General features: G+C 49.8%; 24 protein-coding genes. 20 read left to right on the forward strand and 4 right to left on the reverse strand.

Going from position 1 to position 24,936, the window contains the following annotated elements:
• Position 1: 1 nt before the first annotated feature.
• Genes hyfE through AB3Y96_RS13055 form a run of 6 tightly spaced genes read left to right on the forward strand, consistent with a single transcriptional unit; the run spans position 2 to position 5,750 of the window.
• Positions 2–652 (forward strand): hydrogenase 4 membrane subunit, encoded by a 651-nt coding sequence (gene hyfE, locus AB3Y96_RS13030; RefSeq protein WP_072308752.1) that lies wholly within the window; start codon positions 2–4, stop codon positions 650–652.
• Positions 653–656: 4 nt separating this feature from the next.
• Entirely contained in the window at positions 657–2,243 is a 1,587-nt protein-coding gene (locus AB3Y96_RS13035) for a hydrogenase 4 subunit F (RefSeq protein ID WP_367299384.1), read from the forward strand.
• Position 2,244: 1 nt separating this feature from the next.
• The gene (locus AB3Y96_RS13040) at positions 2,245–3,984 is read left to right on the forward strand and encodes an NADH-quinone oxidoreductase subunit C (RefSeq protein WP_072308750.1); all 1,740 of its coding nucleotides are present in this window, start codon (positions 2,245–2,247) and stop codon (positions 3,982–3,984) included.
• A gap of 10 nt (positions 3,985–3,994) precedes the next feature.
• Positions 3,995–4,546 (forward strand): hydrogenase 4 subunit H, encoded by a 552-nt coding sequence (hyfH, locus tag AB3Y96_RS13045; protein ID WP_072308749.1) that lies wholly within the window; start codon positions 3,995–3,997, stop codon positions 4,544–4,546.
• Positions 4,543–5,319: an NADH-quinone oxidoreductase subunit B family protein gene (locus tag AB3Y96_RS13050; protein ID WP_072308748.1), complete on the forward strand. Its 777-nt coding sequence runs from the start codon at positions 4,543–4,545 to the stop codon at positions 5,317–5,319. Before hyfH ends, AB3Y96_RS13050 begins: the two co-directional genes overlap by 4 nt.
• Positions 5,319–5,750, forward strand: a complete 432-nt coding sequence (locus AB3Y96_RS13055; protein ID WP_367299385.1) for a formate hydrogenlyase maturation HycH family protein — start codon at positions 5,319–5,321, stop codon at positions 5,748–5,750. Before AB3Y96_RS13050 ends, AB3Y96_RS13055 begins: the two co-directional genes overlap by 1 nt.
• 70 nt (positions 5,751–5,820) lie before the next feature.
• On the opposite strand, the gene AB3Y96_RS13060 is transcribed toward AB3Y96_RS13055, so the two are convergent.
• Complete coding sequence (locus tag AB3Y96_RS13060; RefSeq protein WP_367299386.1) at positions 5,821–7,833, reverse strand: sigma 54-interacting transcriptional regulator; 2,013 nt, start codon at positions 7,831–7,833, stop codon at positions 5,821–5,823.
• A 288-nt stretch (positions 7,834–8,121) separates the two neighbouring features.
• Here AB3Y96_RS13060 and focA point away from each other — a divergent pair, with 288 nt between their 5' ends.
• The 12 genes from focA to AB3Y96_RS13120 all read left to right on the forward strand — a co-directional run bounded on the left by focA (position 8,122) and on the right by AB3Y96_RS13120 (position 18,691).
• Complete coding sequence (gene focA / locus AB3Y96_RS13065) at positions 8,122–8,976, forward strand: formate transporter FocA (RefSeq protein ID WP_367299387.1); 855 nt, start codon at positions 8,122–8,124, stop codon at positions 8,974–8,976.
• 235 nt (positions 8,977–9,211) lie between these two features.
• Positions 9,212–9,919, forward strand: coding sequence for a hypothetical protein (locus AB3Y96_RS13070; RefSeq protein WP_367299388.1), 708 nt, complete (start codon positions 9,212–9,214; stop codon positions 9,917–9,919).
• Positions 9,920–10,031: 112 nt separating this feature from the next.
• On the forward strand, positions 10,032–10,616 hold the full coding sequence (locus AB3Y96_RS13075) for a fasciclin domain-containing protein (protein WP_072308742.1): 585 nt from the start codon (positions 10,032–10,034) through the stop codon (positions 10,614–10,616).
• Positions 10,617–10,674: 58 nt separating this feature from the next.
• Positions 10,675–11,238: an RNA polymerase sigma factor gene (locus tag AB3Y96_RS13080; RefSeq protein WP_072308740.1), complete on the forward strand. Its 564-nt coding sequence runs from the start codon at positions 10,675–10,677 to the stop codon at positions 11,236–11,238.
• Positions 11,235–11,918: an anti-sigma factor domain-containing protein gene (locus tag AB3Y96_RS13085; RefSeq protein ID WP_072308739.1), complete on the forward strand. Its 684-nt coding sequence runs from the start codon at positions 11,235–11,237 to the stop codon at positions 11,916–11,918. The genes AB3Y96_RS13080 and AB3Y96_RS13085 overlap by 4 nt, the downstream gene beginning before the upstream one ends.
• 150 nt (positions 11,919–12,068) lie before the next feature.
• Positions 12,069–13,172, forward strand: coding sequence for a tRNA 2-thiouridine(34) synthase MnmA (gene mnmA, locus AB3Y96_RS13090; RefSeq protein ID WP_072308738.1), 1,104 nt, complete (start codon positions 12,069–12,071; stop codon positions 13,170–13,172).
• Between the two features lie 158 nt (positions 13,173–13,330).
• The gene (locus AB3Y96_RS13095) at positions 13,331–14,389 is read left to right on the forward strand and encodes a GGDEF domain-containing protein (RefSeq protein ID WP_072308737.1); all 1,059 of its coding nucleotides are present in this window, start codon (positions 13,331–13,333) and stop codon (positions 14,387–14,389) included.
• Between the two features lie 169 nt (positions 14,390–14,558).
• Positions 14,559–15,185 (forward strand): high frequency lysogenization protein HflD, encoded by a 627-nt coding sequence (gene hflD / locus AB3Y96_RS13100; protein ID WP_072308736.1) that lies wholly within the window; start codon positions 14,559–14,561, stop codon positions 15,183–15,185.
• A gap of 135 nt (positions 15,186–15,320) precedes the next feature.
• On the forward strand, positions 15,321–16,691 hold the full coding sequence (gene purB, locus AB3Y96_RS13105) for an adenylosuccinate lyase (RefSeq protein WP_367299389.1): 1,371 nt from the start codon (positions 15,321–15,323) through the stop codon (positions 16,689–16,691).
• A 185-nt stretch (positions 16,692–16,876) separates the two neighbouring features.
• Positions 16,877–17,638: a GntR family transcriptional regulator gene (locus AB3Y96_RS13110; RefSeq protein WP_367299390.1), complete on the forward strand. Its 762-nt coding sequence runs from the start codon at positions 16,877–16,879 to the stop codon at positions 17,636–17,638.
• Between the two features lie 293 nt (positions 17,639–17,931).
• Complete coding sequence (locus AB3Y96_RS13115; protein WP_367299391.1) at positions 17,932–18,333, forward strand: type II toxin-antitoxin system RelE/ParE family toxin; 402 nt, start codon at positions 17,932–17,934, stop codon at positions 18,331–18,333.
• Between the two features lie 19 nt (positions 18,334–18,352).
• Positions 18,353–18,691 carry a helix-turn-helix domain-containing protein gene (locus tag AB3Y96_RS13120; RefSeq protein WP_046457526.1) on the forward strand — a complete coding sequence of 113 codons (339 nt, stop codon included), beginning with the start codon at positions 18,353–18,355 and terminating at the stop codon, positions 18,689–18,691.
• Between the two features lie 12 nt (positions 18,692–18,703).
• Here the strand turns inward: AB3Y96_RS13120 and AB3Y96_RS13125 are convergent, their stop codons facing one another.
• The 3 genes from AB3Y96_RS13125 to AB3Y96_RS13135 form a co-directional block, all read right to left on the reverse strand.
• Positions 18,704–19,651 carry a PfkB family carbohydrate kinase gene (locus AB3Y96_RS13125; protein WP_072308732.1) on the reverse strand — a complete coding sequence of 316 codons (948 nt, stop codon included), beginning with the start codon at positions 19,649–19,651 and terminating at the stop codon, positions 18,704–18,706.
• Positions 19,651–20,691, reverse strand: a complete 1,041-nt coding sequence (locus tag AB3Y96_RS13130) for an ADP-ribosylglycohydrolase family protein (RefSeq protein ID WP_367299392.1) — start codon at positions 20,689–20,691, stop codon at positions 19,651–19,653. Before AB3Y96_RS13130 ends, AB3Y96_RS13125 begins: the two co-directional genes overlap by 1 nt.
• Before the next feature lie 68 nt (positions 20,692–20,759).
• Entirely contained in the window at positions 20,760–22,016 is a 1,257-nt protein-coding gene (locus AB3Y96_RS13135; protein WP_367299393.1) for a nucleoside permease, read from the reverse strand.
• A 406-nt stretch (positions 22,017–22,422) separates the two neighbouring features.
• Between AB3Y96_RS13135 and AB3Y96_RS13140 the strand changes: the two genes are divergently transcribed.
• Complete coding sequence (locus tag AB3Y96_RS13140) at positions 22,423–23,154, forward strand: gluconate 2-dehydrogenase subunit 3 family protein (RefSeq protein ID WP_367299394.1); 732 nt, start codon at positions 22,423–22,425, stop codon at positions 23,152–23,154.
• Complete coding sequence (locus AB3Y96_RS13145) at positions 23,155–24,933, forward strand: GMC family oxidoreductase (protein ID WP_367299395.1); 1,779 nt, start codon at positions 23,155–23,157, stop codon at positions 24,931–24,933.
• Positions 24,934–24,936 lie beyond the last annotated feature (3 nt).

Here is a 24,936-nt window from a genome sequence, read left to right on the forward strand (position 1 = left end):
TATGACCGGATCATTGATCGTTAATAACCTCGCAGGGCTGATGATGCTCACGTCGCTGCTGGTCATTGGCGCCAAACGCCCTACCGCTTCTTGCTGGCTCTATGCTTTGCAGTCGCTGGTTTTGGTGCTGATATTCTTCACGCTGTCGCAAACTCTTGAGGCTCATCAGTTAGCCCTTTGGGCCATCAGCGCCTTCGTTACCAAAGTCGTAATGGTGCCGCTTATTATGGGTTATGCCTTTCGCAAGCTGTCAGATCCCAGCGCCAACGGCAGCATTATCAGCATGTCGATGCTGATGCTGTCTGCTGCCGTTATCGTGGTGCTGTGTTGGTTCGTGGTCGCGCCGGTTCAACTGCCGTTACTGGCGACGCTGAAACCTGCGCTGGCGGTCTCGCTTGGGCATTTCCTATTGGGGCTACTGTGTATCGTAACCCAGCGCAATATCCTGAAGCAGGTATTTGGCTACTGCCTGATGGAAAACGGCTCTCATCTCACTCTGGCATTGCTGGCATTCCGAGCACCAGAGCTAGTTGAAATCGGTATTGCCACCGATGCCATTTTTGCCGTGATCGTCATGGCGGTGCTAGCGCGCAAGATTTATCGCACGCTCAACACGCTGGACGTTGAACAACTCACGGCGCTGAAGGGGTAACGCGATGAATCAAGAATCGATTTTATTTCTCCTACTGGCGACGCCGTTAATTGCCTCGTTGTTAACCTTTGCCAGCCGCCTGCTGGGGGATTCAGCCCGCGTCATAGTCACAGCGCTGCACAGCGTTGGTATTCTCGCGTTGTTAATCGTCGCCCTGTGGGTAGTTGCGATGACAGCCGAGCACGGCGAGCTTTTATCGGCTAACCACTGGCTGCATATTGACAGTCTTAGCGCCCTGTTCTTGGCAATTCTGGGCGTGATTGGCTTTTTAACCGGACTTTACTCTATCGGTTACATGCGCCATGAAGTCGACGAAGGGGAAATTTCCGTCCCGACGCTGTGCAATTACTATGGTTTCTTCCACCTGTTCCTCTTCACCATGCTGCTGGTGGTCACCAGTAATAATCTCATCTTAATGTGGGCCGCCATTGAAGCCACCACCTTAAGCTCGGCGTTTCTGGTGGGAATTTACGGACAGCGCTCGTCGCTGGAAGCCGCATGGAAATACATCATTATTTGTACCGTCGGCGTTGCCTTTGGCCTGTTTGGCACCATTTTGGTTTATGCCAATGCGGCCAGCTTTATGCCCGATGCCAACAACGCTATTTTCTGGACGGAAGTGCTTAAACATGCGGGCCAGCTAGATCCCACCCTCATGCATTTGGCCTTTGTATTTATCTTGATTGGCTTCGGAACCAAAACCGGGCTATTTCCTATGCACGCGTGGTTACCGGACGCCCATAGCGAAGCGCCCAGCCCCACCAGCGCCCTGCTTTCTGCGGTGCTGCTGAACTGCGCTCTGTTGGTGATAATCCGCTACTACATCATCATCAGCGCCGCTATCGGGCCAGAATTCCCAAGTCGATTACTGATCGTATTTGGCTTGCTGTCCGTTGCCGTTGCGGCGTTCTTTATTCTGGTTCAGCGCGACATTAAGCGTCTGCTGGCCTACTCCAGCGTCGAAAATATGGGGCTGATTGTGGTCGCTATCGGCATCGGCGGCCCGCTGGGGGTGCTGGCGGCCTTGCTGCACACGCTGAATCACAGTCTGGCCAAAACGCTGCTGTTTTGTGGTTCTGGCAACGTGTTATTGAAATACGGCACCCGTGATCTGCACGCGGTGAGAGGTATGCTCAAAATCATGCCGTTCAGCGCGGTGCTGTTTGCGGGGGGCGCCCTGGCGCTCGGCGGAATGCCGCCGTTTAACGTCTTCATCAGTGAATTTATGACCGTTGTTGCTGGTTTGGCTGCGGGGCATCTTTGGCTCACCCTTTTCATCCTGCTGCTGTTAACCATCGTGCTCGGTGGTTTAGTGCGCATGGTGGCGTGTGTTCTGTTTGGCGACGCCCCTGATGCCGTCAGCAAAGGCGAACTGGGGCTGCTCACGACCTTACCGATGGCGATCCTAATCGTGCTGATGCTGGTGATGGGGACGCATATTCCCCAGCCGGTGACACGTCTGCTTGAAAACGCCGCCACCATCGTCATGAATCCATCATCAACGCAGACCCCAACCTTCAACTGGCCGTGGGTCGCTGCACAACATGTTCCGTCCGCGCAATGCGCACCAACATCCTGCATGGAGAAGTAATGTGAGCTACCTAAATGTGGTGAATAATAATCAACAGGGTGAAAAGCGCGGTACGGGCTATTTGAAAAAGCTGCGCGAAAAGTTTCCCAACAGCGTACTGGATGAAGAGTGGCAAACCGCCGATCAGCTCACCGTGACGGTGAAAACCAACGAATTGCCAGAGATAGTGGAATATTTGTACTATCAGCTCGGCGGCTGGCTGCCGGTCTTATTCGGCAACGATGAACGCTCTCTGAATGGCTATTTTGCCGTTTATTACGTGCTATCGATGGAGGAAGGCGAGAAGTGCTGGGTGACAGTTAAAGCCTTGGTTAGCGCGTCCACGCTAGAGTTCCCTTCAGTGACGCCTCGCGTTCCGGCCGCGGTATGGGGCGAGCGTGAAATTCGCGACATGTATGGTTTGATACCGGTGGGTTTACCCGATGAACGGCGTTTAGTGCTACCCGATGATTGGCCAGACGGCATGTATCCGTTGCGCAAAGACGCAATGGATTACCGTCAGCGCCCAATGCCAACCACCGATGCCGAAACCTATGAATTCATCAATGAACTCGGCGGCAAAGATAACCGCATTGTGCCAATTGGCCCGATGCACATTACCTCCGATGAACCCGGGCATTTCCGCTTGTTTGTCGACGGCGAGCAGATTATCGATGCGGACTATCGGCTTTTCTACGTGCATCGCGGTATGGAAAAGCTGGCTGAAACGCGCATGGGTTATAACGAAGTCACTTTCCTCTCCGATCGGGTATGCGGCATTTGTGGCTTCACCCACAGCGTGGCTTACACATCATCGGTTGAAAATGCGCTGGGTATTGTGGTTCCTCCTCGGGCTCATACCATTCGCAGTATTTTGTTAGAAGTCGAGCGGCTACACAGCCACTTGCTAAACCTCGGCCTTTCGAGTCACTTTGTGGGCTTCGATACCGGATTCATGCAGTTTTTCCGCGTGCGTGAAAAATCCATGATGATGGCAGAGCTGCTCACCGGCGCACGCAAAACCTACGGCTTAAACCTGATTGGCGGCATCCGTCGTGACATTCTCAAAGCCCAGCAGATGAAAACCCTGCAATTAGTCCATGAGATGCGCGATGACGTCACCCAGCTAGTCGATATGCTGATGAATACGCCCAACATTGAGCAGCGCACACAGGGCGTAGGTATTTTAGATCGTAAAATTGCACGTGATTTCAGCCCCGTTGGGCCACTGATCCGCGGTAGCGGTTTCAAACGAGACATGCGCTTCGACCACCCCTATGCCGATTATGGCAACCTGCCGAAAACGTTGTTTACCTTCGACGGCGGCGACGTGTTCTCGCGCGTGATGGTGCGCGTGAAGGAGGTTTTCGACTCTTTAGCCATGATCGAATACGGCTTAGATAATCTTCCCGAAGGCAATCTGCTGGTCGAAGGCTTCACCTATCAACCGCATAAGTTTGCACTGGGGTATGCCGAGGCACCGCGCGGTGAAGACGTGCATTGGAGCATGCTGGGTGATAACCAGAAACTGTTCCGCTGGCGCTGTCGCGCCGCGACCTACGCCAACTGGCCGGTATTACGCTACATGCTGCGTGGAAACACCATCTCCGATGCCCCGCTTATCATTGGCAGCCTTGATCCCTGCTACTCCTGTACAGACCGAGTGACCCTAGTTGACGTGCGTAAGAAAAAATCCAAAACCGTCTCCTATCGGGAAATTGAGCGCTATAGCGTTGAACGTAACCATTCACTGCTGAAATGAGGGTTAAACAATGCTGAAACTGTTTAAGACCATCCTCAAAGCCGGTGAGCCAACGGTGAAATATCCTTTCAAGCCGCTGGACGTTTGTCCCGGTTTTCGTGGCAAACCAGAATACGATCCCGAGCAATGTATCGCCTGCGGGGCCTGTACTGTCGCCTGCCCCGCGAACGCATTGACGATGGAAACTCACCTCCAGAATGGTGAACGCATTTGGCAACTGTTTATTGGCCGCTGCATTTTTTGTGGCCGGTGTGAAGAGGTGTGCCCAACGCGCGCCATTGTGCTATCGCCCGAGTTTGAAATGGCGGTAACCCACAAACCTGATTTGTATGTAAAAGCCACGTTTCAGTTGCAGAACTGTCGCAGCTGCCATCGTCCTTTCACGCCGGTGAAATCGGTGGAGTATGCCATGGCGCTGCTGATCCAGTCTGGCGTCGATGCCGCCAGCGTTGAGGAAATGCGGCCCAAGTTTGAAACCTGCCCTAGCTGCCGACGTAAAGATGACCTGAGCCACCATGAGCACCAAAACCTGTGCTATCACGTTGGGGAGAAAAGCCAATGAGCCACACACCGAGTCCGATAGGGCACACTGCCAGCCAACCGATTCAATTGGACGAGTCGGCAACCGCGCTCAAACAAACCCTGCTCAGGGACATTAAGCGTTCTGCCTATGTCTATCGCGTTGACTGCGGCGGCTGCAACGGCTGCGAAATAGAAATATTTGCGGCTATAACGCCCCTATTTGACGCCGAGCGCTTTGGGATCAAAGTGGTTCCCTCCCCGCGTCATGCCGATATTCTTCTGTTTACCGGCGCCGTCACGCGCGCCATGCGGGTTCCGGCATTGCGCGCATATGAAGCGGCACCCGATCCTAAAATCTGTATTTCTTACGGCGCCTGCGGCTGCGGCGGAGGCATTTTCCACGATCTGTACTGCGTATGGGGCGGCAGCGATACCATTGTTCCGATTGATGTCTGGATCCCAGGCTGTCCGCCAACGCCTGCCGCCACCATTTACGGCTTTGCCGTCGCACTCGGCTTGCTCGATCAAAAACTCAAAGGCGTTGACCACCAACAGCAGCCGAATGAGAAAGCCTCGTTATTGCTGCCACAAACGCTGCCAGAGCTAAGGATACTCATTGAACGCGAGGCTCGGCGCTTGGCGGGTTATCGCCAAGGGCGCGAGATCAGCGATCAATTCCTCGGACTGCTACAAAACGGCGATGCGAACACGGTGGCAAGCAATATCGATCAATGGTTGCGAAGTGCTAGCGACCCACGCTTAAGCGAAATCGTGCATCGGCTACAAAGCCTGCTAGCTACGGGAGGTCGATAATGGCTGGGGAGGAAAAATCAAATCAGCACAACGTGGTCTTTTGGTCGCTGCGGCAAAAATTTCTTGATAGTGGCGACGTCCCCGAACAGGCGCAGCAGGTGATGTATTACTCCTTGGCGATTGGGCATCACGTGGGCGTTATTGACTGTCTGAACACCGAGCTCACCTGTTCTTTAGCTGAGTACCAGAACTGGATTTCACGCTTACCGGAGGGCGATGCGCTGCGTAAAATGCGTGGGCTGCTGACTTTTGGTGAGATAACGATTGATAGCACGCACACACAAATGCTGGCCAACGCATTTGCTCCGCTCTGTGAGTCAGCGGAAGCGCCCTTTGCCGAGTGGAGTTCAACCTTAATCCGTTTGTTAACCGAGATAGTTCACGAGCCTGCCATCTATCTGATGGTGAAAAAGACACCCGCTAATATCTGATTGCCTCATCACAAATCAAGAAGCACAGCAATGTGCTTCCCAAACGGTGCATTACTTGGTGTTCACAAATTTATACTTCTCGGGCAGAAATGCCTAAACGCTGCATCCGCGACAGCAGCGTGGTGCGCTTTATTCCCAGTTTAACCGCGGCGCCGCGAGGCCCTGCCACAATACCGTTAGTTTCCCGCAGCACCTGCACGATACGCTCTCTTTCTTCTTCATCATTTTCTGGGGCTTTGGTTTGCAGGATCTGCGCCATTTTAGAGATTTTATCTGCCACATGGCGTTTGGCTGCGGGGATCCTCAGATCATTGAGCTGTAAATTAAGCGGCCCGCGACGAGTCAAAATTACCGCTCTTTCAATCACGTTTTCCAGCTCTCGCACGTTGCCAGGCCAAGGATAGTGGCTCAGATGGTTTAAGGCTTCGGCGGGAATACTGTCAATATCTCGATTCATGCGGCGAGCCAGCTTTTGGGTGAAAAATCTCGCCAATAAAGGAATATCTTCTGGTCTTTCGCGCAGCGGCGGTAACAAAATCGGAAACACATTCAGCCGGTAATAGAGATCGCCACGGAACTCACGTTCAGCCGCCATGTGTTGCAAATCGCGGTTGGTCGCAGCAATAACGCGTACGTTCACAGGGATCACTCGATTCCCTCCCAAGCGCTCAATTTCGCGCTCCTGCAAAACTCGCAGCAGTTTGGGCTGAAGTTCGAGTGGCATATCGCCGATCTCATCTAAAAATAACGTTCCACCTTCGGCCATTTCAAAGCGCCCAAGATGGGTATTGGTGGCACCGGTAAACGCCCCTTTATCATGGCCGAACAGATCGCTTTCAAGCAGGCTAGAGGGCACCGCCGCACAGTTCATTTTTATCATGGGATTATTATGTCTAGCGCTAAGCTTATGAATAGCGCGAGCCACCATCTCTTTGCCCGTTCCCGTCTCCCCCAAAATCAATACGGTGCTGTCGCTTTCTGCCACCATCTCCATTTGTTCAACCACATCACTCATCGCTTGGCTTTGGTAAATAATATCGCTGAATCCATCACTATTTTGGATCTGCTCATTGAGCCAGATATTTTCATGCGCCAGACTGTCTTTACTGCGGGTAATCTGTCCATAGGCATCGGCGTTTTCCACCGCAATACCGATACGAGCAGCGATCTGAGCCAAAAGTTGGCAGCTGTCGCGGGTAAAAATAGCGGGCTCGGGATGCGCTAAAATCAGAACACCGAGGGGCTTGTGGTTAAACGATAGCGGCAGGAAAAAAGCCGCCTGCATGCCTTTTTGCGCCAATGACTGCAATAAAGGGTCTCGCCGCCAATCGGCTAAATGCTTGGTGGTTTGCAGCAAAATAGGTTGATTCTCATGCAGCGATCGCGCCACCATGCTGCCGTCAAGTTCGAGAGAATATTGACTGCAGGTCACAGACTGTTGCGGTAAATAGTCGCTGGCATACACCACTAAACTTTTCTGTTTACCCGCGTCACGTAACGCCATGCCAATCGATGCGATGCCAAAAAAACGATGGATCTCTTTCGACACTTCTGCCACCAGCGCATCCGTTTCAAGATGTGAGAGTACAGAATTGGTGGTATCCACCAGAATCTGACAGTGATCGCGCTCATGGCTTAAATTTGCGCACTCTTCCCGCAGCCGTTCTTGCTCCAGTAAGCCTTCAAGAACCGGCGTGACCAACCGTGCGAGCCAGGAAAAAAGCACTTTGTCCTCAGCGGTAAAGCGTCCACCGTCATTACGCACAAAACTAAGCTCAACCAGCGTGCTGCCCGCAAGCTTGACCACATGCAAATTGCTGTCGCTCACGCTACCCGAAAAAGCCGTTGCCGCACGCTCAACGCTGCCATCGTCAAAACAGCGATAATAAACGCCGTCACTGAGGCGAAGTTCGATAAATTGTACGGGGCTAAAAGGGGGCGGTAGCGGGATAAATGCTTTGAGCGCAGCAATACTGTCGGTTTGGCCAAGCAGCTGCTGCGTAACCAGAGAGACAACCTCCTGCCACGGTAAATTTTGCGGAGTAATAACGCTAGTAACAATGCTCGTTTCGCTCGGCTTCATAATATCGCAACGTTATCATTCTGATTATTGAATACGCAGTGTAATACTTTTTAGAATTAATATAACAAGTGACACATTATTCTTTGATCAGAACAGGATATTTTTTTGTTGTCTATCACTCGTATATATCCAAGTCATCTTTAATAATCAATTTTTGTGATCTCGATGGTTATTCTGCATTGGTCAGAAAGTTTTTTGGTACGCAATGTGCATAGTTTAAAGCGAATATAGAATGATAACCTCACAACGTTCCTTTTTTTATATCGTTTGATATGACAGGAGTTAACTATGAGCACAGGCAATCCATTTGATTTACGCTTACCGGATGAAATGGCAAAGGTCGCTGAGCAGGCAGGATTATATAAGGCGACTAAAAAGAAAGAACTCTCATTCTTTCTCGCATTAACCGCCGGCGTATTTATTTCTCTTGCCTTTGTCTCCTACATCACTGTGACAATGGGCCCAGCGCCCGCCACGGGGATCACCAAGCTGGCCGGTGGCTTATGCTTTGCATTAGGTCTAATTCTGGTGGTTGTTTGCGGCGCCGACCTCTTTACGTCTTCGGTTCTTACCGTGATGGCCAAGGCGAGCGGGCTTATCAACTGGCGTCAGTTGATAACCAACTGGATCATTGTTTATGTTGGCAATTTTGTCGGCGCTATGCTGCTGGTCGCGCTAATCTGGTTCGCAGGACAAGCGATGAATAGCAACGGTCAATGGGGACTCAACGTCTTACAGACCGCCGATCACAAAATGCACCATACGTTTATTGAAGCCGTATGCCTTGGTATATTGTGTAATCTGATGGTCTGTCTTGCCGTATGGCTCAGTTACTCTGGCCGGACGCTGGTCGACAAAATTGCTGCCCTGTTATTACCTATCGGCATGTTTGTCGCCAGTGGTTTTGAGCACAGCATTGCCAATATGTTTCTTATTCCTCTGGCAATCGTCATTCGTAATTTCTCACCTGATTCGTTCTGGCAAACACTGAATACCACACCGGATCAATTTTCTGCTCTAACCGTGAATAATTTTATTACTGACAATCTTATCCCCGTCACTATAGGTAATATTATTGGCGGTGGCGTATTAGTGGGCATTACTTACTGGATGATCTATTTACGCCATCCAAAAAATGGATAATAACATTATCGTCATTAATGACGACATGAAAACTCATTATCATAATGGCGCCTTGCCATTGTGATAAATATAAAAAACGTTACTGCATAATATCGGCAAGGGTAAGGTTTATTTCTATTCGTCAGATTTGACGATTTGAAAATATAATTTTTATCTGCTGTTAAATTGACAATCAACAGCGCTAACCAGATGACAAACCATTACCAATAGGTAAAGACAAATAGGTCTATTTAACATGCTAAAGAAACAGGCTAATCTTATTCAACATGACACAATAGACAGCCTTTCAGCCTGCTTTATTGCGTATTTTAAGCATTATGGCAAGCCGAAAAAAGCCTGCTTTTTAGCACATATCCAAACGCTATATCACAGACATACGGGTGTGAATCTTCCTTTAGGCGAAGGTGAAGGCCATCATCTGGAAATATTATTTAACCAAGCCATCAAAGCATGGCATATCTACCGATACCACACATATGAACACCCCACGAAGAGAAGCCAGGGACTCCTGAAGGCAGGTCGGGTATTTCGCGTCAATAACTGGAGCCTGCGCGAACTGTATCAGTGGTCGAAGAAGAATAGCTTCGACCTCTTCAACCATCTCAATATGCGGGGTGCCAAAAGGCTACAGTGTGTTTATCTCAACGATGAAGAACAGCCCTATTATATTCGCTGGCGCTCTGCCGCAGAAGGCATTCATCCTTATGATATTATTGATTTTTCATGGCGTGAAATTTTCACTTATCGCGTTATTCACTCTGCATCGTTGATCGTGCATAACCGCTGTGCGGGCAGGGAGAATGGTGTCTGCGTCAACGGAAATAACTACCGTTCGATTCGTGATGCCTATCAAAATTTGATGCCGAATAAGTCTTATGGTGCTATTTGCCGTCAACTGCGTCATGGAAAGACACCCGACGAAGCGTTTGACGACGACGAGTGAAGAGAAAAACGAAAATATTTTCTTTTTTTTGCATCCAATCCGTCACCCCGTCCGTATATGAGTATGTGAGGCACAGAGCCTGACTTTTTCCCCTACTCATAAGGAACGCATCATGAATATGTTTACCCGTACCTTACTTTGCTCTTCTCTGCTGGTGTGTGGCGCTTCTGCATTTGCACAAAACATGTCTGAAGCCTCCATGATGTCTGGTGGTACCACCATGGTCGGCGGCGCAGCGATGTATCCACAAAAAAATATCGTCGAAAATGCGGTGAACTCTAAAGATCACACCACCTTGGTCGCCGCGGTCAAAGCGGCTGGTTTAGTCGATACCCTACAGGGAAAAGGGCCATTCACCGTGTTTGCACCAACCAATGAAGCGTTTGCCGCACTGCCCGCTGGCACCGTAGATACCCTACTAAAGCCAGAAAACAAAGCCAAACTGGTTTCTGTTCTCACATATCATGTGGTCCCCGGCTCTCTGGATATGAAAGCGCTGGAGAAAAAAATCCATCAAGGTAATGGCAAAGCCATGCTTAAAACCGTGAATGGTCAAGATATCTGGTTATTACAAAACGGCCCGCACAATATTCAGATTAAAGATGCAAACGGCGGTGTTGCTAATATCAGCACATATGACGTTCATCAGAAAAACGGCGTCATCGATGTCATTGATAAGGTGCTCCTTCCTAAATAAAGCCGTCTATACTTGCTGCAGGTTATTTCAGTAGATTATTCCTGCACAGGGTAGAACGATGAATAACGGCGATATTGAGCCTCTAACACGACTAATCCAAGAGGCTGCTCGGGGAAACCGAGCGGCCTTTGAAGATCTTTATCGTCAAACGTCGCCGAGGCTTTATTCGGTTGCCGTACAAATCCTGCGGAATCCCACATGGGCGCAGGATATTCTGCAAGAAAGTTTTATTACTATCTGGCACAAAGCGGCCACTTATCAGCCGGGCCTTAGCAGCCCACAAACTTGGTTGACGCATATCGTCCGTAATCGCGCCATTGATGGCTTACGTAGCGGTAGCGCACGCTATGAAATTCCAACCGATGATGAATTCGATACGGTGATAAGTGACAACGGCATTAATGAGGATCCGCTACAGCATATTCAAGACAGCGTGCAAAATTTGCGGCTTAAAGAGTGCTTAGCGGGGCTGCCTTCCGATCAGCAGCAAACCGTCGTGCTGGCTTATTATCAAGGGCTGTCACATGGCGAAGTCTCCGCCTTTCTCCACCAACCGCTGGGGACAATTAAAAGCTGGATACGCCGTGGACTGGAACAACTTAAAGGATGCTTAGGCCTATGACTCCGCGTACCGAACATCTCGATAAACTGGCTGGCGAATACGTGCTTGGCACGCTTCGCGGTTTGCCACGAGCACGGTTTGAGCGTTGGCTGGAACAGACGCCTGAGCTACAGGTTCATGTACTACGTTGGCAAAATGGCCTCGCGCCGCTTGATGACCTCTATTTGCCGATTCAGCCTCCGGCTCACGTTTGGCAAAATATTGTACGTCAGCTAGACGGCGAACGTGACAACGTCACAAATATCAAATCTCACTGGCTTAAACGCCATGGTTGGATCGGCGCAGCCGCATTAGCAGCGGCCTGCCTGCTATTAGTGTTACTACCGAGAACATTGGTGAAACCGTATGCCTCGCCGTCTGAAGTCGCAGTACTTGCCGCACAAGACAATAATATGCGCTGGCAGGTTAGCTTAAACCCAGATAGCCATGCGTTAACGCTAACGCCACCGCGTGGGTTGAATATTCCGAGCGATCGCAGCCTAGAACTGTGGGCAATACCGAAAGGTGGTAAGCCTATCTCCCTCGGTATTATCAGCAATACCGCATTGAGCGCCGTTTCGGCGTTAGGCAAACCGATTATTGATGGCAGCCTACTCGCCATCAGCTTAGAACCGCGCGGCGGTTCTCCAACCGGACAGCCAACCGGTAAGGTTCTGTTTACAGGCAGTATTCAACTGTAAAATAGATATTGTGCTCGGCATGCCTATCGCTTAAGCCTGCACCGTTAGACCAGTCGTCTAGAAAATACGGCGCAGTGCTTTTTCCACGCCCTGCTTTCGTGCTAAAATCCGCCCCTTAAATTTGTGTTCCACTCAGACTGTGAGAGTCTCATGTCAGATAACAGCCAGAAAAAAGTGATCGTCGGGATGTCCGGCGGCGTTGATTCCTCCGTATCCGCCTACCTATTACAACAACAGGGATATCAGGTTGCTGGCCTGTTCATGAAGAACTGGGAAGAGGACGACAATGAAGAGTACTGCTCAGCGGCGACCGACTTGGCCGATGCTCAGGCAGTCTGCGACAAGTTAGGTATCGAACTGCATACTGTTAACTTTGCGGCAGAATATTGGGATAACGTATTTGAGCTGTTTTTAGCCGAATACAAAGCAGGCCGTACGCCTAACCCCGATATCCTGTGCAACAAAGAGATCAAATTCAAAGCATTCTTAGAGTTTGCCGCTGAAGATTTAGGCGCCGATTTTATTGCGACGGGCCACTACGTGCGCCGCCGCGATATCAACGGCACCACGCAGCTGCTGCGCGGCGTTGATACCAACAAAGACCAGAGCTACTTCCTGTACACGCTGAGCCATGAGCAAGTTGCACAGAGCCTGTTCCCTGTGGGTGAGCTCGAAAAGCCAGAAGTCCGCAAAATTGCCGAACAGTTAGATCTTGCCACCGCAAAGAAAAAAGACTCAACCGGTATTTGCTTTATCGGCGAGCGCAAATTCCGTGACTTCCTTGGCCGCTATCTACCTGCGCAACCGGGCAAAATCATGACCGTTGACGGTGATGAAATCGGTCAGCATCAAGGTTTGATGTACCACACGCTCGGACAGCGCAAAGGCCTCGGTATCGGCGGTACCAAAGACGGTGGTGAAGATCCTTGGTATGTAGTTGAAAAAGACCTTAAAAACAACGTGTTGTTAGTTGCTCAAGGCCACGACCATCCAAGCCTGTACTCCCATGGTTTGATTGCCCAGCAGCTGCATTGGGTCGACCGCAAAACCGTGCGTGAACCGTTCCGCTGCGTGGTTAAAACCCGCTATCGTCAGCCGGATATCGCCTGCACCGTTACGCCAATTGATGATGAACGCATTGAGGTTCGCTTCGATGAGCCTGTTGCAGCGGTCACTCCAGGACAGTCTGCGGTGTTTTATATCGACGAAGTCTGCTTGGGCGGCGGCGTCATCGAACAACGCATCATTGACTAAGTTTTCAGCATCTTACTTAAGCCGGAGCACATTATTTGTTCTCCGGCTTTCTTATTTACAAAATTCAGACAGTTATAAATAAATCCTTTCTTAAATTACGGTTGAAAGTCGCGTGCTAGACTGAGAATATTCTGACGAATACTAATCAGAGATAAACGATGAATCCGCTACAGTCGCTCGATGTTCTCTACATAAATGCTTGTGTCACCTATGCTTCGCTGTCGGTGAGCTATTTTGTGCTTAGCAAACACAACGCATTAAATTCAAATTCATCGTTAAGTCGCCGCATTTTATTTGGCGTGATTGCGGGACTGATCTCGTTGTATCTCACACGCAGCAAAATGTACTTCACGCAGGAGGTTTACTACAGCTTCGAAATTGTACCGATGCTGTTAGTCACTTTCTTTGGTGGCGGTATTGCAGGGATCACCGCATGGCTGGTTAACTTCGCGACCACCGGCGGCTTCGTTCTCGATAATCTGCTACTGGCGGTGATGCTGGTTCCGGTGCTCATCGCAAGAGTCTGGGAACGCAATACCTTCCGCACCTATCTTAAAACCATCATTTTGATCACGCTTTATCGCATTGTGATTGTGCTGCCGTTTTTGCATACCAAAAATCACATGCTAGATATTTTGATTTACCAAGCTGTCTCTTTTCTCTGCCTGCTGGTTTGTTACCAAACGCTATCCATCAAGCGCCGTAGCGTCGATGCCTTCTTTAAAGTGCGCGCGGCGTCTCTGCTTGATCCGATGACCAAAGTACATAATCGGCAAGCGCTTGAGCAACAAATGCAGGCGTTGTCGAAATCACGTTCCCCGTGCTGTTTAGTAATGATCGACATTGATAACTTTAAATCTGTTAATGATACCTACGGGCATTTGGCGGGCGATCAGGTACTGATTGAGGTGGCAGAATTGATTCGTTTGATCACGCGATCAAGCGATTTTGTTGCGCGTTTCGGCGGCGAAGAGTTTGCAATCATCATCCATTATGACGATCTCAATCGCGCCTACCACATCTGTGAGCGCATTCGGCTAGCCATCAGCAACCGTAAATTTTTCCTCTCCCACGGGCCTAAAATCCATGTGACGGCCTCGTTTGGTATTAGCCTGTTTGATGGCAAAACCGCAACCTTAGAAGAAGTGCTCAATCGCGCCGATAACGCGCTTTATACGGCGAAGCACAGTGGTAAAAACCGAGTAGTCATCGAGTAAAGCTTGCTCTAGCGGCGTGGGAATTGAGCAGACGCCAGTTAAATGTCGGTCAGGGACTCGATTGCCTCTGTGTTTAAGCCCTGCTTTGTGGCATGATCTGCGCTTAAATTTCTACACGAGTTTCTAAAGCCGTGTTAATTTTTCCTTGTCCGCGCATACAGGAGTCTCCGTGGCGAAGAACTACTATGACATCACCTTGGCATTAGCCGGTATCTGTCAATCAGCCCGACTGGTTCAACAGCTGGCACATGAAGGTCAGTGCGATAACGCAGCAATGAGAACGTCGCTGAACAGTATTCTTCAAACTAATCCTCCCTCGACGCTAGCCGTATTTGGCGATCATGAGCGCGATCTTAAGTTAGGCCTCGAAACGCTATTAAACGTGTTGAATGCCAACCGCCAAGGGCCTGGCGCTGAGTTAACGCGTTATTGTCTGAGCCTGATGGTGTTAGAACGCAAGCTCATTGGCAACAATGCAGCCATGCAAACGCTGTCTGACCGCATCAATGTTCTAGACCGCCAGTTGGCACATTTCGATCTAGAATCTGAAACCATTATTAGCTCACTGGCCTCGATTTACGTTGACGTCGTTAGCCCACTGGGGCCGCGCATTCAGGTCACGGGTTCCCCAACCATCCTGCAAAACCCACTGATTCAAGCCAAAGTACGCGCCGCATTGCTAGCGGGTATTCGCTCTGGGATCTTGTGGCAACAGGTTGGCGGCGGGCGCTTGCAGCTGATGTTCTCACGTAATCGTTTATTCCAGATGGCGCAAAATTTACTCACGCATTGTTAATTCAAGGCTTAGTAAATTCTAACGACAAGATTTTGTAGGTTTTAAATACAGTTAGCCCAGCGATCGCTCGCTGGAAGATTTACCGATTGGTTACGTTTTTCTATATCCACCTCAATCCCTCAGGAGTTGCTACCGATGGAATTATCCTCTCTGACCGCTGTGTCACCGATTGACGGCCGCTATGGCGATAAAGTCACCGCGCTGCGTCCGATTTTCAGTGAATATGGTCTGCTGAAGTTCCGTGTGCAGGTAGAAGTACGTTGGTTGCAGAAATTAGCAGCCTGTGCAGAAATCCGCGAAGTTCCGGCTTTTGACGCCGACGCAAACGCTTACCTCGACAAAATCGTCGCAGAATTCAGCGAACAAGACGCTCAGCGCATCAAAACCATCGAGCGCACCACCAATCATGACGTTAAAGCCGTAGAATACTTCCTGAAAGAGAAAGTTGCCGAAGTTCCTGCGCTACACGCTGTATCGGAGTTCATCCATTTTGCCTGTACGTCTGAGGACATTAATAACCTGTCCCATGCGTTGATGCTGAACACCGCTCGCGAAGAAGTTATCAAGCCACAGTGGCGCAAAATCATCGACGCCATCGCAGGTCTATCTCAGGAATATCGCGATATTCCCCTGCTCTCTCGCACCCATGGTCAGCCAGCCACACCATCAACCGTAGGCAAAGAATTTGCCAACGTGGCTTACCGTATGGAGCGCCAATTCCGCCAGTTAGGTAATGTCGACATTCTCGGCAAAATCAACGGCGCAGTCGGTAACTACAACGCTCACGTGGTGGCATATCCTGAAGTCGACTGGCATCAGTTTAGCGAAGAGTTCGTTACGTCTCTGGGTATCCAATGGAACCCATACACCACTCAAATTGAACCGCATGACTACATTGCAGAACTGTTCGACTGCGTGGCACGTTTCAACACCATTTTGCTCGACTTTGACCGCGACATTTGGGGCTATATTGCACTTAGCCATTTCAAACAGAAAACCATCGCGGGTGAAATCGGCTCCTCCACCATGCCGCACAAAGTCAACCCTATCGACTTCGAAAACTCTGAAGGTAATCTGGGTCTCTCCAATGCGGTACTGGGGCATTTGGCCGCTAAATTGCCAGTTTCACGCTGGCAGCGCGATCTCACTGACTCCACCGTACTGCGTAACTTAGGCGTTGGACTTGGCTATGCGTTAATCGCTTATCAGTCCACCCTGAAAGGGATTAGCAAACTGGAAGTAAATCGCGATCATCTTCTGGATGAACTGGATCACAACTGGGAAGTTTTGGCCGAGCCAATTCAGACCGTGATGCGCCGTTACGGCATTGAAAAGCCGTATGAAAAACTGAAAGAGCTAACGCGTGGTAAGCGTGTTGACGCCGCGGGTATGCAGGCATTTATTGATGGACTGGCCCTGCCTGACGACGAGAAAACGCGTCTGAAAGCCATGACGCCGGCCAATTACATTGGTGAAGCCATTACTCTCGTCGATAAGCTGAAATAATTAGCCTTTCCGCTGCAAGCTGCCCGCGATTGCGGGCAGTTTTCATTCAACCTGTTGTATTTTTTGCTTCGTTCTAAACCGCCACCACGAAATCACGCATTTTTCCTTCTGCAATCCGAAATCACGGTCTACACTGAGGATCTCATCCGTCTTAATCAATACATATAATCCGGACGTTCAATGCTATGAGCGCAGAAAATAGCCTGCAGTTATTAAATAAATTACAGCAAGATATTGCCCAAACTGGCTCGATGCCAATCTATCTTCGATTTAATGAATCTCTCCGTGAAGCCATCGATCAAGGGATCGTCAAACCAGGCGATTTTCTGCCAAGCGAGCGCGCGTTCACTGACGCGTTAAAAATCTCCAGAATTACGGTGCGTAAAGCGCTGGCATGCCTTGAGCAAGACGATATTATCGGCCGAGGTCGCGGCTTTGGTACTATGGTGAAAAACACGCCTACGTCGCCGCTTGCCTACTCTCTTGCCACCATTAAAGGGTTTTCGGGTGAGGTGAATTTACAAGGCCGTACGCCTGGTTCAGTGTGGATCAAACGTGAGCGCGTGGCTGCATCCGTCAACGTGGCCGAAAAGCTGAATATTCCTCATAACAGTTCGGTATTTCGCCTAGAACGTATTCGCACCGTAGATCACAGCCCCGTTTCCGTCGCCATTTCATACGTGGTTGAAAATGCCATTGATGACGTCGAACAAATCGGCAATTCATTGTATGACTATCTACGCAGCCGCCAGATCCAGTTTGGTAAGCTTTATAGCCAAATTAGCGCCTGTTTGGCGAGCAACGAACTGCGTGAGAAACTGCTGATCAAAGAACCTTCGGCGATGTTAGTAATCCGTCAAACTTTGCTCGATCACGAGCTGCGACCGTTGGAGTACAGCATCAACTACTGCCGTGGCGATATGTATGAGTACTCAACCGAAGACTGAGTTCTAACGCCCCGTCATCAAAGCGCTACTCAACCCATTGGGTGGCGTTTTTATTCCGCACTCTGCGAATCTCTCCGCAAATTCAGTGAGCAACCCCTTTTCAAACCTTACCGCGCTGTGCACAACCTCGCAGGTTTTTATCGCCGATGAAATTCTCCCAAGCAATTAAATTTTCTCAGGATTACTCTTTTTCTGGCTAAAGCAGGACGAGTCATATAGGCGTGCATTTGAAAATATTGCTTGCAAAGCATACAAACAGGTATAATATTTTATACATAAAAAGGATCGACACCATGTGTGATCAAAAACGGACTTTTATTGCCATAACAGTTTCAGGTTTAAAACTCACCCCTTGCGTTAAACCTATCGACTGGAGGGGCTCATCTAAGAAGGCGTTGCTCTCCTTCTGTGATGAGGTTAAAAAAACAGCGGGATTTGAGCTTCACCGTGTTCAATATGGCCTTGAACCTCGGCACTGGAAACCAAGAAACGATTTAGGTTCCAGCGTCGTTGAAATCCGCATAGATAACGGTAATAACCAATACAGAATCATGTATGTCGCAACATTTGCCGAATCAGTCTATGTACTGCATTGTTTTGCAAAGAAAACACAAAAGACCTCTCGCATAGACAATGAAATCGTCATGCTACGGTATAAAGAAATCGTCAAAGAAAGGAGTCTTAAAGATGAGTAATCACGACATAAATAACCGCATAAATAACCACATTGATACTCAGTCTCGCCATATCACTGAGGCCGATGGCAATATTTTTGCAGACCTTGGTTTTTCTGACAGCCAAGCTCAGCAATTGCACGCAGAATCTCTCACCCAGATTAACGCAGAATTAGAAATGAAGATCACACTGATGGTTGAAATAACCCAGTGGATTGCGTCTAACAACCTTAAACAAAGCGCAGCCGCAGAAATATTAAATATATCTCGCCCAAGGGTTTCTGACGTGGTGAACCAAAAAACCGAGAAATTTACTATCGACTCACTTGTCGGCATGTTGAGCATGACCGGCAAGCGAGCACGTTTAGTTATTGAGTAGTGCGTGGAGGGGTTAGAAAAATTCGGCTAACTCTTCCGTGGTCGGTGCACAATCGCCGCCGCGGAAAGAGACCACATAGGCAGCAATATGATTGGCTAACGTCAATGCATCCTTGGCCGATAATCCGCTGGCTAACCCCGCCAACAGTCCAGCACAATGACTATCCCCAGCGCCAATCGTATCAACCATGTTTACGGAGCAAGCATCAACCCAGCCTTTTTCATCATCCGCTTGGTGATAGTAGCAGCCAGCATCTCCCATTCTGACTACCACGAGTTCTTTGGTTTGTTCGTGGCGCTGCTGGCAAAATGCCTCAACCCCATCCTTTTTCATTCCAAGGATCTGGGCTTCACGCTCGTTTAACGTGAGGATAACGCCGGAGCGCAATAGCTGCTGAACCACCTGTGGTGGAATACGATCCAGCCGTGGGCCAAAATCAACCACCACTCTCACACCAGATGGCAAACCTTTAACCCAATTGAGCAAAACATCACCACGCGGAACGCTAAGCTGATAGCCAGAAATAGACACAAAACCTGAAGTAGGTGTCAGCGGTTCTAGCCAATGTGCCTGCCACTGGTTTTCAATACCGTCAAACGAGATAAACGTGCGCTCACCATCCGGTTCAACCAGCGCCAAACACCACCCATTGTCGCCGCCGGTCACGTTCAGCTGGCTATGAATGCCTTTGCTCGCCATGGCCGCCCGCAGCCGGTCTGCCCACATCCCTTCGCCAATCGGCAGCATGGGTACACAGTTAACGCCTAAGCGATGCAGCGCCAGCGTAATGTTTAACCCACATCCGCCCAGATGAACGCCGCGCTCAAAGGCCGGTTGATCGCCGCCCCTTTCCGGCAAACGATCGGTTTGCGCCACAACGTCCATGACCGAGGCGCCGAGCACCATAACGGGCTGTGCCTGTTTTCGTTGATGCAAAAATTGGTTCAGCCACGGTTTCATTATTTTGCTTCCTGCCATTGAGCCCGGAATTTTTCGAACGCGGTGCTATAGCGCGTCATATCGATAGGGTTAGTTTGTTGCAGCGTTGCAAGCCACTCTGGTTTAATTGCGTTAACACCTTTCAACGCGCCGCAGATGGCCGTTGCCATAGCACCAATGGTATCAGTATCGCCGCCAAGGTTGGCACACAGCACCGCACACTGGTTAGGACACCCCTGAGCCAAATCAACCATCGCAATCGCCGCGGGAACAGACTCAATGGTGCTCACCCCCGCCCCCACCAGTTGGTAAACCCGTTCGCAGGCGTCTTCGACACCATCAGCCCCAGCAACCACCGAAAGCGCCAGTTCAATACGCGCAGCCAATGATGCGCTGAACGTTGATGGACGAAACTCCTGCGCATAGGTCGCTACGGCAGGCAGCGCCATTTTTATCTCATCCCACGCAGCGCCTTCCACCGCTTTAGAAACCGCCCACGCAATCGTCACTGCGCCAGCTACCGCAATATCCGATTTATGCGTTGGACTAGAAGCTTCCCAAACCTGATCAACAAAAGTACGCAAGGGAGCCGAAGGAAGCACGCATCCCAAAGGAGAAACACGCATTGCCGCACCGTTAGTCACGCCGTTGTTTTCTAAACTGCTTATTGGCTTGCCTTGTTTCTGTTCACGCAGCGCTACTTTTGAGCTCGGGCCTAAAATATTCTTATTGAAGGCATCGAAACTATCTACCCAACGAATAACGTTTCTCGCAATCAGCTCTGGCACCACCTTTCCGTTAGCCTCCACCAGCGCATCGGCTAAAGCCAGCGCCATCGAGGTATCATCGGTGAATTGTCCAGCGGTGAAATAACATGCAGCGCTGTTTTCCTGAGGGCCATCTAAGAAGCGGTCAATCCAACCAAAATGGCTACGCACGCGCGAACGTGGCCAAAGTTCGGAAGGCATTCCGAGTGAATCGCCTAGCATTTGGCCATAAAGCGCGCCAAGAATACGCTGTTGGAGGGTCACCTCTGCCTGTGAAGATTCGTGTAATTCCATAACAAACAACCTCAATATGTCATTGGCGACTGAGTCAGTGCAAGTCGCCGCAAGATTAGAAAACTGTCTTAATTTCCGATAGCAACCTGCGTAATTTCACGGTTCTTTTCGCGGAAAAAGAGGATGAAGAGCAGCATCACGGCAAAGACCATCGCGGCGCCAACCCCCCACACGGTAAACCAGTCGAAGGTCATACCGTTGTGCGCTTCAGGCAGTTGGAAGGCCGTCATCGCTCTTCCTCCCAGCCAGTTACCAATAAAGCTACCAAAGCCTTGGCAAATAAGAGTAATCAAGCCCTGCGCCGCTGTTCGCATATGCGCGGGTGCTTTCTTATCCACATAGATGTAGCCGGTCACAAAATAGAAGTCGTAGCTGACACCGTGTAACAAAATGCCGATAAACAGCATGCTATACATCAGCACATCCGCCGTACCGCCATAGATAAACAGCACATAGCGAATGCCCGCGGTAACAAACCCCAGCAAGAGAACTTTTTTGATGCCGTAGCGTTTTAGCAACAATGGCAGCGCCAGCATGGCAAAGATCTCGGATACCTGTCCAAGCGTCATCCAACCGGTGGCATTTTCTAAGCCCACCTGCGTGAGGTAACCATTGGCGAACTGGTAGTAGAAGGCCAGCGGCATGCAGAAGAGAAACGAGCACAGCGCGAAAATTGCAAAAGAACGGTCACGTAGCAGGCCCAGCGCATTCAATCCGAGCAAATCTTTAATATCGGTACGCTGCCCCACTTTCGGCGGGGTATTTGGCAGCATAAAGCTGTACAAACCCAGCAATACGGAAGCAACCGCCGTGACAATCAGCGGCATATTGGTGTCCGAGACGTTATCCATCCCCAACAGTGGCGGCAGCATAAAGCCAACAACCAAGCCCGAAGCAATCCAGCCTAAGGTGCCTAATACACGGATACGGGGAAAATCTGTTTCAGTATCACGAATATTGGCAAAGGCGATACTGTTGGTCAGCGCCACGGTTGGCATATACGTCAGGGCATAAACCACCAGCAGAGGGAAAAATGTAGAGAACTGCGTCTGCCATGCCAAAAGCAGCATCAGCGCGCCGCCCACCAAGTGCAGCCACCCAAGCACCTTCTGCGCCGCAAAATAGCGATCGGCAATAACCCCCACCAGCACCGGAGACAATATTGCAGCGATCGCCGTGCTGCTGTAAGACCATGCGATCTCTGAAGGAGAAAACCCCAGTTTGTTCAGATACTGCCAAAGAGGCACAAACCATGCCCCCCAAATAAACCACTCCACGAACATCATCACGGATAGTTTAGTATTGTTATTATTAACTATTTGCATTTGATTTCCTTGCACACGAATGGACTAAGAACCCTTTCATTGCGTAGTACCTTAATAATACCATTGAAATAAAACCGAGAGCTGAATCGAACAATCATATTTACTCTCTGTTTCCAGGCAAACGTTTTCTTCTCATTTCCTTCCCCCACACTTCTAGCTAGGCATCGTCTAATCGTTATTTTACTGAGCGCATTAGGTAAATAAATTGTATGAAAATATTTTCTTAATTGTTTTTTATTCCCACACCTTTACAATGGAATTTATGATTAGCAAGCTAAGAATATAAAAAGCAAATGCTTATCATGATGTCTTCATCAACCTTCTCTGCCTCTCACTCAACATGACGCTGGATCAAAACAAACAGCATTTTTTGGGTGGCAGGTATCTATTAAAGCAAGGTGCCGTTATGTCTAAGCCTCATGAAGCAATTCCAGCCAGAAGGCTGTTCTTAAAAAAATCGTTAACGCTTATTCCACTCGCCGCCGCGGCGGGAACCGGTGTGGTATCTCTCACCGCTATCGCCCAAGCGTCACCTGCAAAATCACCAGGAATAAGTCAGCACTACGTTCCTGTCTATTTTAACAATGAGGAGTGGACCTTCCTGCTAGCAGCCTGTGAGCGCCTGATCCCTAGCGATGTAAATGGCCCAGGCGCGGTATCGCAGGGCGTCCCGGTTTTTATTGATAAACAGATGGAAGCCCCGTTCGGGCATGGCGGCCTGTGGTACATGCATCCCCCTTTTGTTGCCGCGGTGCCGGAGCTGGGGTATCAGTCCAAATTGGTTCCCCGTGAGGTTTATCGCTTAGGGATCGGTGCGGTGAACGATTATTGCCAGCAGAAATTTCAACATCGTTTTGCCGAGCTAAAGCCGGATCAGCAGGATCAGGTGCTATCTGGGCTTGAAAAAGACCAGCCGGCATTCGATGCCGTATCCGCCAAAATGCTGTTCGATTTGCTGCTACAAAACACGAAAGAGGGATATTTTGCTGACCCGATCCATGGAGGCAACCAGACGCTTGCGTCGTGGCAACTGATCGGATTTCCTGGTGCCCGCGCCGACTTCACCGATTGGGTTGATCATCCCAATGAGCCTTATCCACAGGGCCCTGTCAGTATTTCCAGCAAGAGGACTGCATAAATGACAACCATAAAAAAAGACCCCGTTGACGTAGTCATTGTCGGTTTCGGTTGGACCGGAGCCATTATGGGCATGGAAATGACCGATGCGGGTTTAAGCGTAGTGGCCTTAGAGCGCGGTGAAAAACGTGATACCTACCCAGACTTTGCCTATCCACGTATTGCCGATGAATTAACCTACGGTATTCGGCTTAAACTTTTTCAGGAAGCGGCCAAGGAAACGGTGACCGTGCGCCATAATCCCGGAGATTACGCCGTACCCTACCGCCAATTTGGATCATTCTTGCCGGGCAACGGCGTTGGTGGCGCCGGGGTACACTGGAACGGCATGCACTGGCGTGCATTACCGAGCGATTTAAAATTACACACGACGATCGGCGAGCGCTACGGAAAGGCATTTATTCCTGACGGTATGTTATTGCAAGACTATCCTGTTGATTATGCCGACTTAGAGCCTTTCTTTGATAAGTTCGAAAAAGTCTGTGGGACCGCCGGTAAATCAGGCAATCTGCGGGGAGAAATTATCGAAGGCGGTAATCCCTTTGAAGGCCCAAGAGCCTCCGAATATCCAACTCCGCCGCTAAAATCGCTCTATTCTGGCACTTTGTTTAGCCAAGCCGCCAAAGAGCTGGGTTATCATCCTTTTGCCATCCCTGCGGCAAACTGCTCACAGCCGTATACCAATCCCTACGGTGTGCAACTCGGTCCGTGCAACTATTGCGGTTACTGCGAGCGCTTTGGGTGTTTCATGTATTCCAAAGGCTCGCCACAAAGTACCATCTTGCCCGTTCTCACCCAGCGCAAAAACTTTGAACTCCGCACCAACTCAATGGTTATCAAGGTAAACCTCGATAGCAGCGGTAAAAAAGCCACCGGAGTGACCTATATTGACGTACAAGGCCGTGAAATAGAACAACCGGCCAGTATGGTTATCTTGAGCGCATATCAACTGCATAACGTTCGCTTACTGTTACTTTCTGGCATTGGTCAGCCCTACAACCCACAAACGGGTGAAGGGATGGTCGGTAGAAACTACGCATATCAGATGAACAGCGGTATTTCTCTCTTCTTTGATAAAGACACCCATTTCAATCCGTTTATCGGCGCTGGCGCTGCGGGTGCCGTTATTGATGATTTCAATAGTGATAACTTCGACCATGCCGATCTTGGGTTTATCGGGGGTGCTTATATCTCCGCCGTGCGTACCGGCGGGCGTCCAATCCAGCAAATGACACTGCCTGCCGATACACCAACGTGGGGCGCCGGTTGGAAACAAGGGATCAAGGATAACTATCTGCATTCGATGAGCATCGGCTCCGAGGGGTCTGTTATGCCTTACAAAGAGTGCTATTTAGATCTCGATCCAAACTATAAAGATGCTTTCGGCCAGCCACTGCTGCGCATGACCTTCGATTGGAAGCCCAACGAAGTGAAAATGACACAGCACATCACCCGTAAAATGCAGGGGATCGCTACCGCGATGAAACCTAAACAAATGAAAGTCTCGGTGATGGACATGAACAGCCATTATGACGTGCGGCCTTATCAGTCAACGCATACCACCGGCGGCGCTATTATGGGTGATAGTCCATCCAACAGCGTGGTGAATAAATATCTGCAAAGCTGGGACGTCCCTAACGTCTTCGTACAGGGTGCAAGTGCCTTCCCGCAAAACATGGCCTATAACCCAACCGGACTGGTTGGTGCGTTGGCCTATTGGTCAGCACATGCCATTCGCACCCAATACTTAGCCAATCCGGGCCCATTGGTTCAGGCCTGACAG

Origin of the sequence: Hafnia alvei (assembly GCF_964063325.1) — a bacterium.
Classification (GTDB): Bacteria; Pseudomonadota; Gammaproteobacteria; order Enterobacterales; family Enterobacteriaceae; genus Hafnia; species Hafnia alvei_B.

What these genes read in the sequence shown, in the direction of transcription:
- hyfE (WP_072308752.1), top strand. Translation starts at nt 2, where the DNA reads ATGACCGGATCATTGATCGTTAATAACCTCGCAGGGCTGATGATGCTC.
- AB3Y96_RS13035 (WP_367299384.1), top strand. Translation starts at nt 657, where the DNA reads ATGAATCAAGAATCGATTTTATTTCTCCTACTGGCGACGCCGTTAATT.
- hyfH (WP_072308749.1), top strand. Translation starts at nt 3,995, where the DNA reads ATGCTGAAACTGTTTAAGACCATCCTCAAAGCCGGTGAGCCAACGGTG.
- AB3Y96_RS13050 (WP_072308748.1), top strand. Translation starts at nt 4,543, where the DNA reads ATGAGCCACACACCGAGTCCGATAGGGCACACTGCCAGCCAACCGATT.
- AB3Y96_RS13055 (WP_367299385.1), top strand. Translation starts at nt 5,319, where the DNA reads ATGGCTGGGGAGGAAAAATCAAATCAGCACAACGTGGTCTTTTGGTCG.
- AB3Y96_RS13060 (WP_367299386.1), bottom strand. Translation starts at nt 7,833, where the DNA reads ATGAAGCCGAGCGAAACGAGCATTGTTACTAGCGTTATTACTCCGCAA.
- focA (WP_367299387.1), top strand. Translation starts at nt 8,122, where the DNA reads ATGAGCACAGGCAATCCATTTGATTTACGCTTACCGGATGAAATGGCA.
- AB3Y96_RS13070 (WP_367299388.1), top strand. Translation starts at nt 9,212, where the DNA reads ATGCTAAAGAAACAGGCTAATCTTATTCAACATGACACAATAGACAGC.
- AB3Y96_RS13075 (WP_072308742.1), top strand. Translation starts at nt 10,032, where the DNA reads ATGAATATGTTTACCCGTACCTTACTTTGCTCTTCTCTGCTGGTGTGT.
- AB3Y96_RS13080 (WP_072308740.1), top strand. Translation starts at nt 10,675, where the DNA reads ATGAATAACGGCGATATTGAGCCTCTAACACGACTAATCCAAGAGGCT.
- AB3Y96_RS13085 (WP_072308739.1), top strand. Translation starts at nt 11,235, where the DNA reads ATGACTCCGCGTACCGAACATCTCGATAAACTGGCTGGCGAATACGTG.
- mnmA (WP_072308738.1), top strand. Translation starts at nt 12,069, where the DNA reads ATGTCAGATAACAGCCAGAAAAAAGTGATCGTCGGGATGTCCGGCGGC.
- AB3Y96_RS13095 (WP_072308737.1), top strand. Translation starts at nt 13,331, where the DNA reads ATGAATCCGCTACAGTCGCTCGATGTTCTCTACATAAATGCTTGTGTC.
- purB (WP_367299389.1), top strand. Translation starts at nt 15,321, where the DNA reads ATGGAATTATCCTCTCTGACCGCTGTGTCACCGATTGACGGCCGCTAT.
- AB3Y96_RS13110 (WP_367299390.1), top strand. Translation starts at nt 16,877, where the DNA reads ATGAGCGCAGAAAATAGCCTGCAGTTATTAAATAAATTACAGCAAGAT.
- AB3Y96_RS13115 (WP_367299391.1), top strand. Translation starts at nt 17,932, where the DNA reads ATGTGTGATCAAAAACGGACTTTTATTGCCATAACAGTTTCAGGTTTA.
- AB3Y96_RS13125 (WP_072308732.1), bottom strand. Translation starts at nt 19,651, where the DNA reads ATGAAACCGTGGCTGAACCAATTTTTGCATCAACGAAAACAGGCACAG.
- AB3Y96_RS13130 (WP_367299392.1), bottom strand. Translation starts at nt 20,691, where the DNA reads ATGGAATTACACGAATCTTCACAGGCAGAGGTGACCCTCCAACAGCGT.
- AB3Y96_RS13135 (WP_367299393.1), bottom strand. Translation starts at nt 22,016, where the DNA reads ATGCAAATAGTTAATAATAACAATACTAAACTATCCGTGATGATGTTC.
- AB3Y96_RS13140 (WP_367299394.1), top strand. Translation starts at nt 22,423, where the DNA reads ATGTCTAAGCCTCATGAAGCAATTCCAGCCAGAAGGCTGTTCTTAAAA.
- AB3Y96_RS13145 (WP_367299395.1), top strand. Translation starts at nt 23,155, where the DNA reads ATGACAACCATAAAAAAAGACCCCGTTGACGTAGTCATTGTCGGTTTC.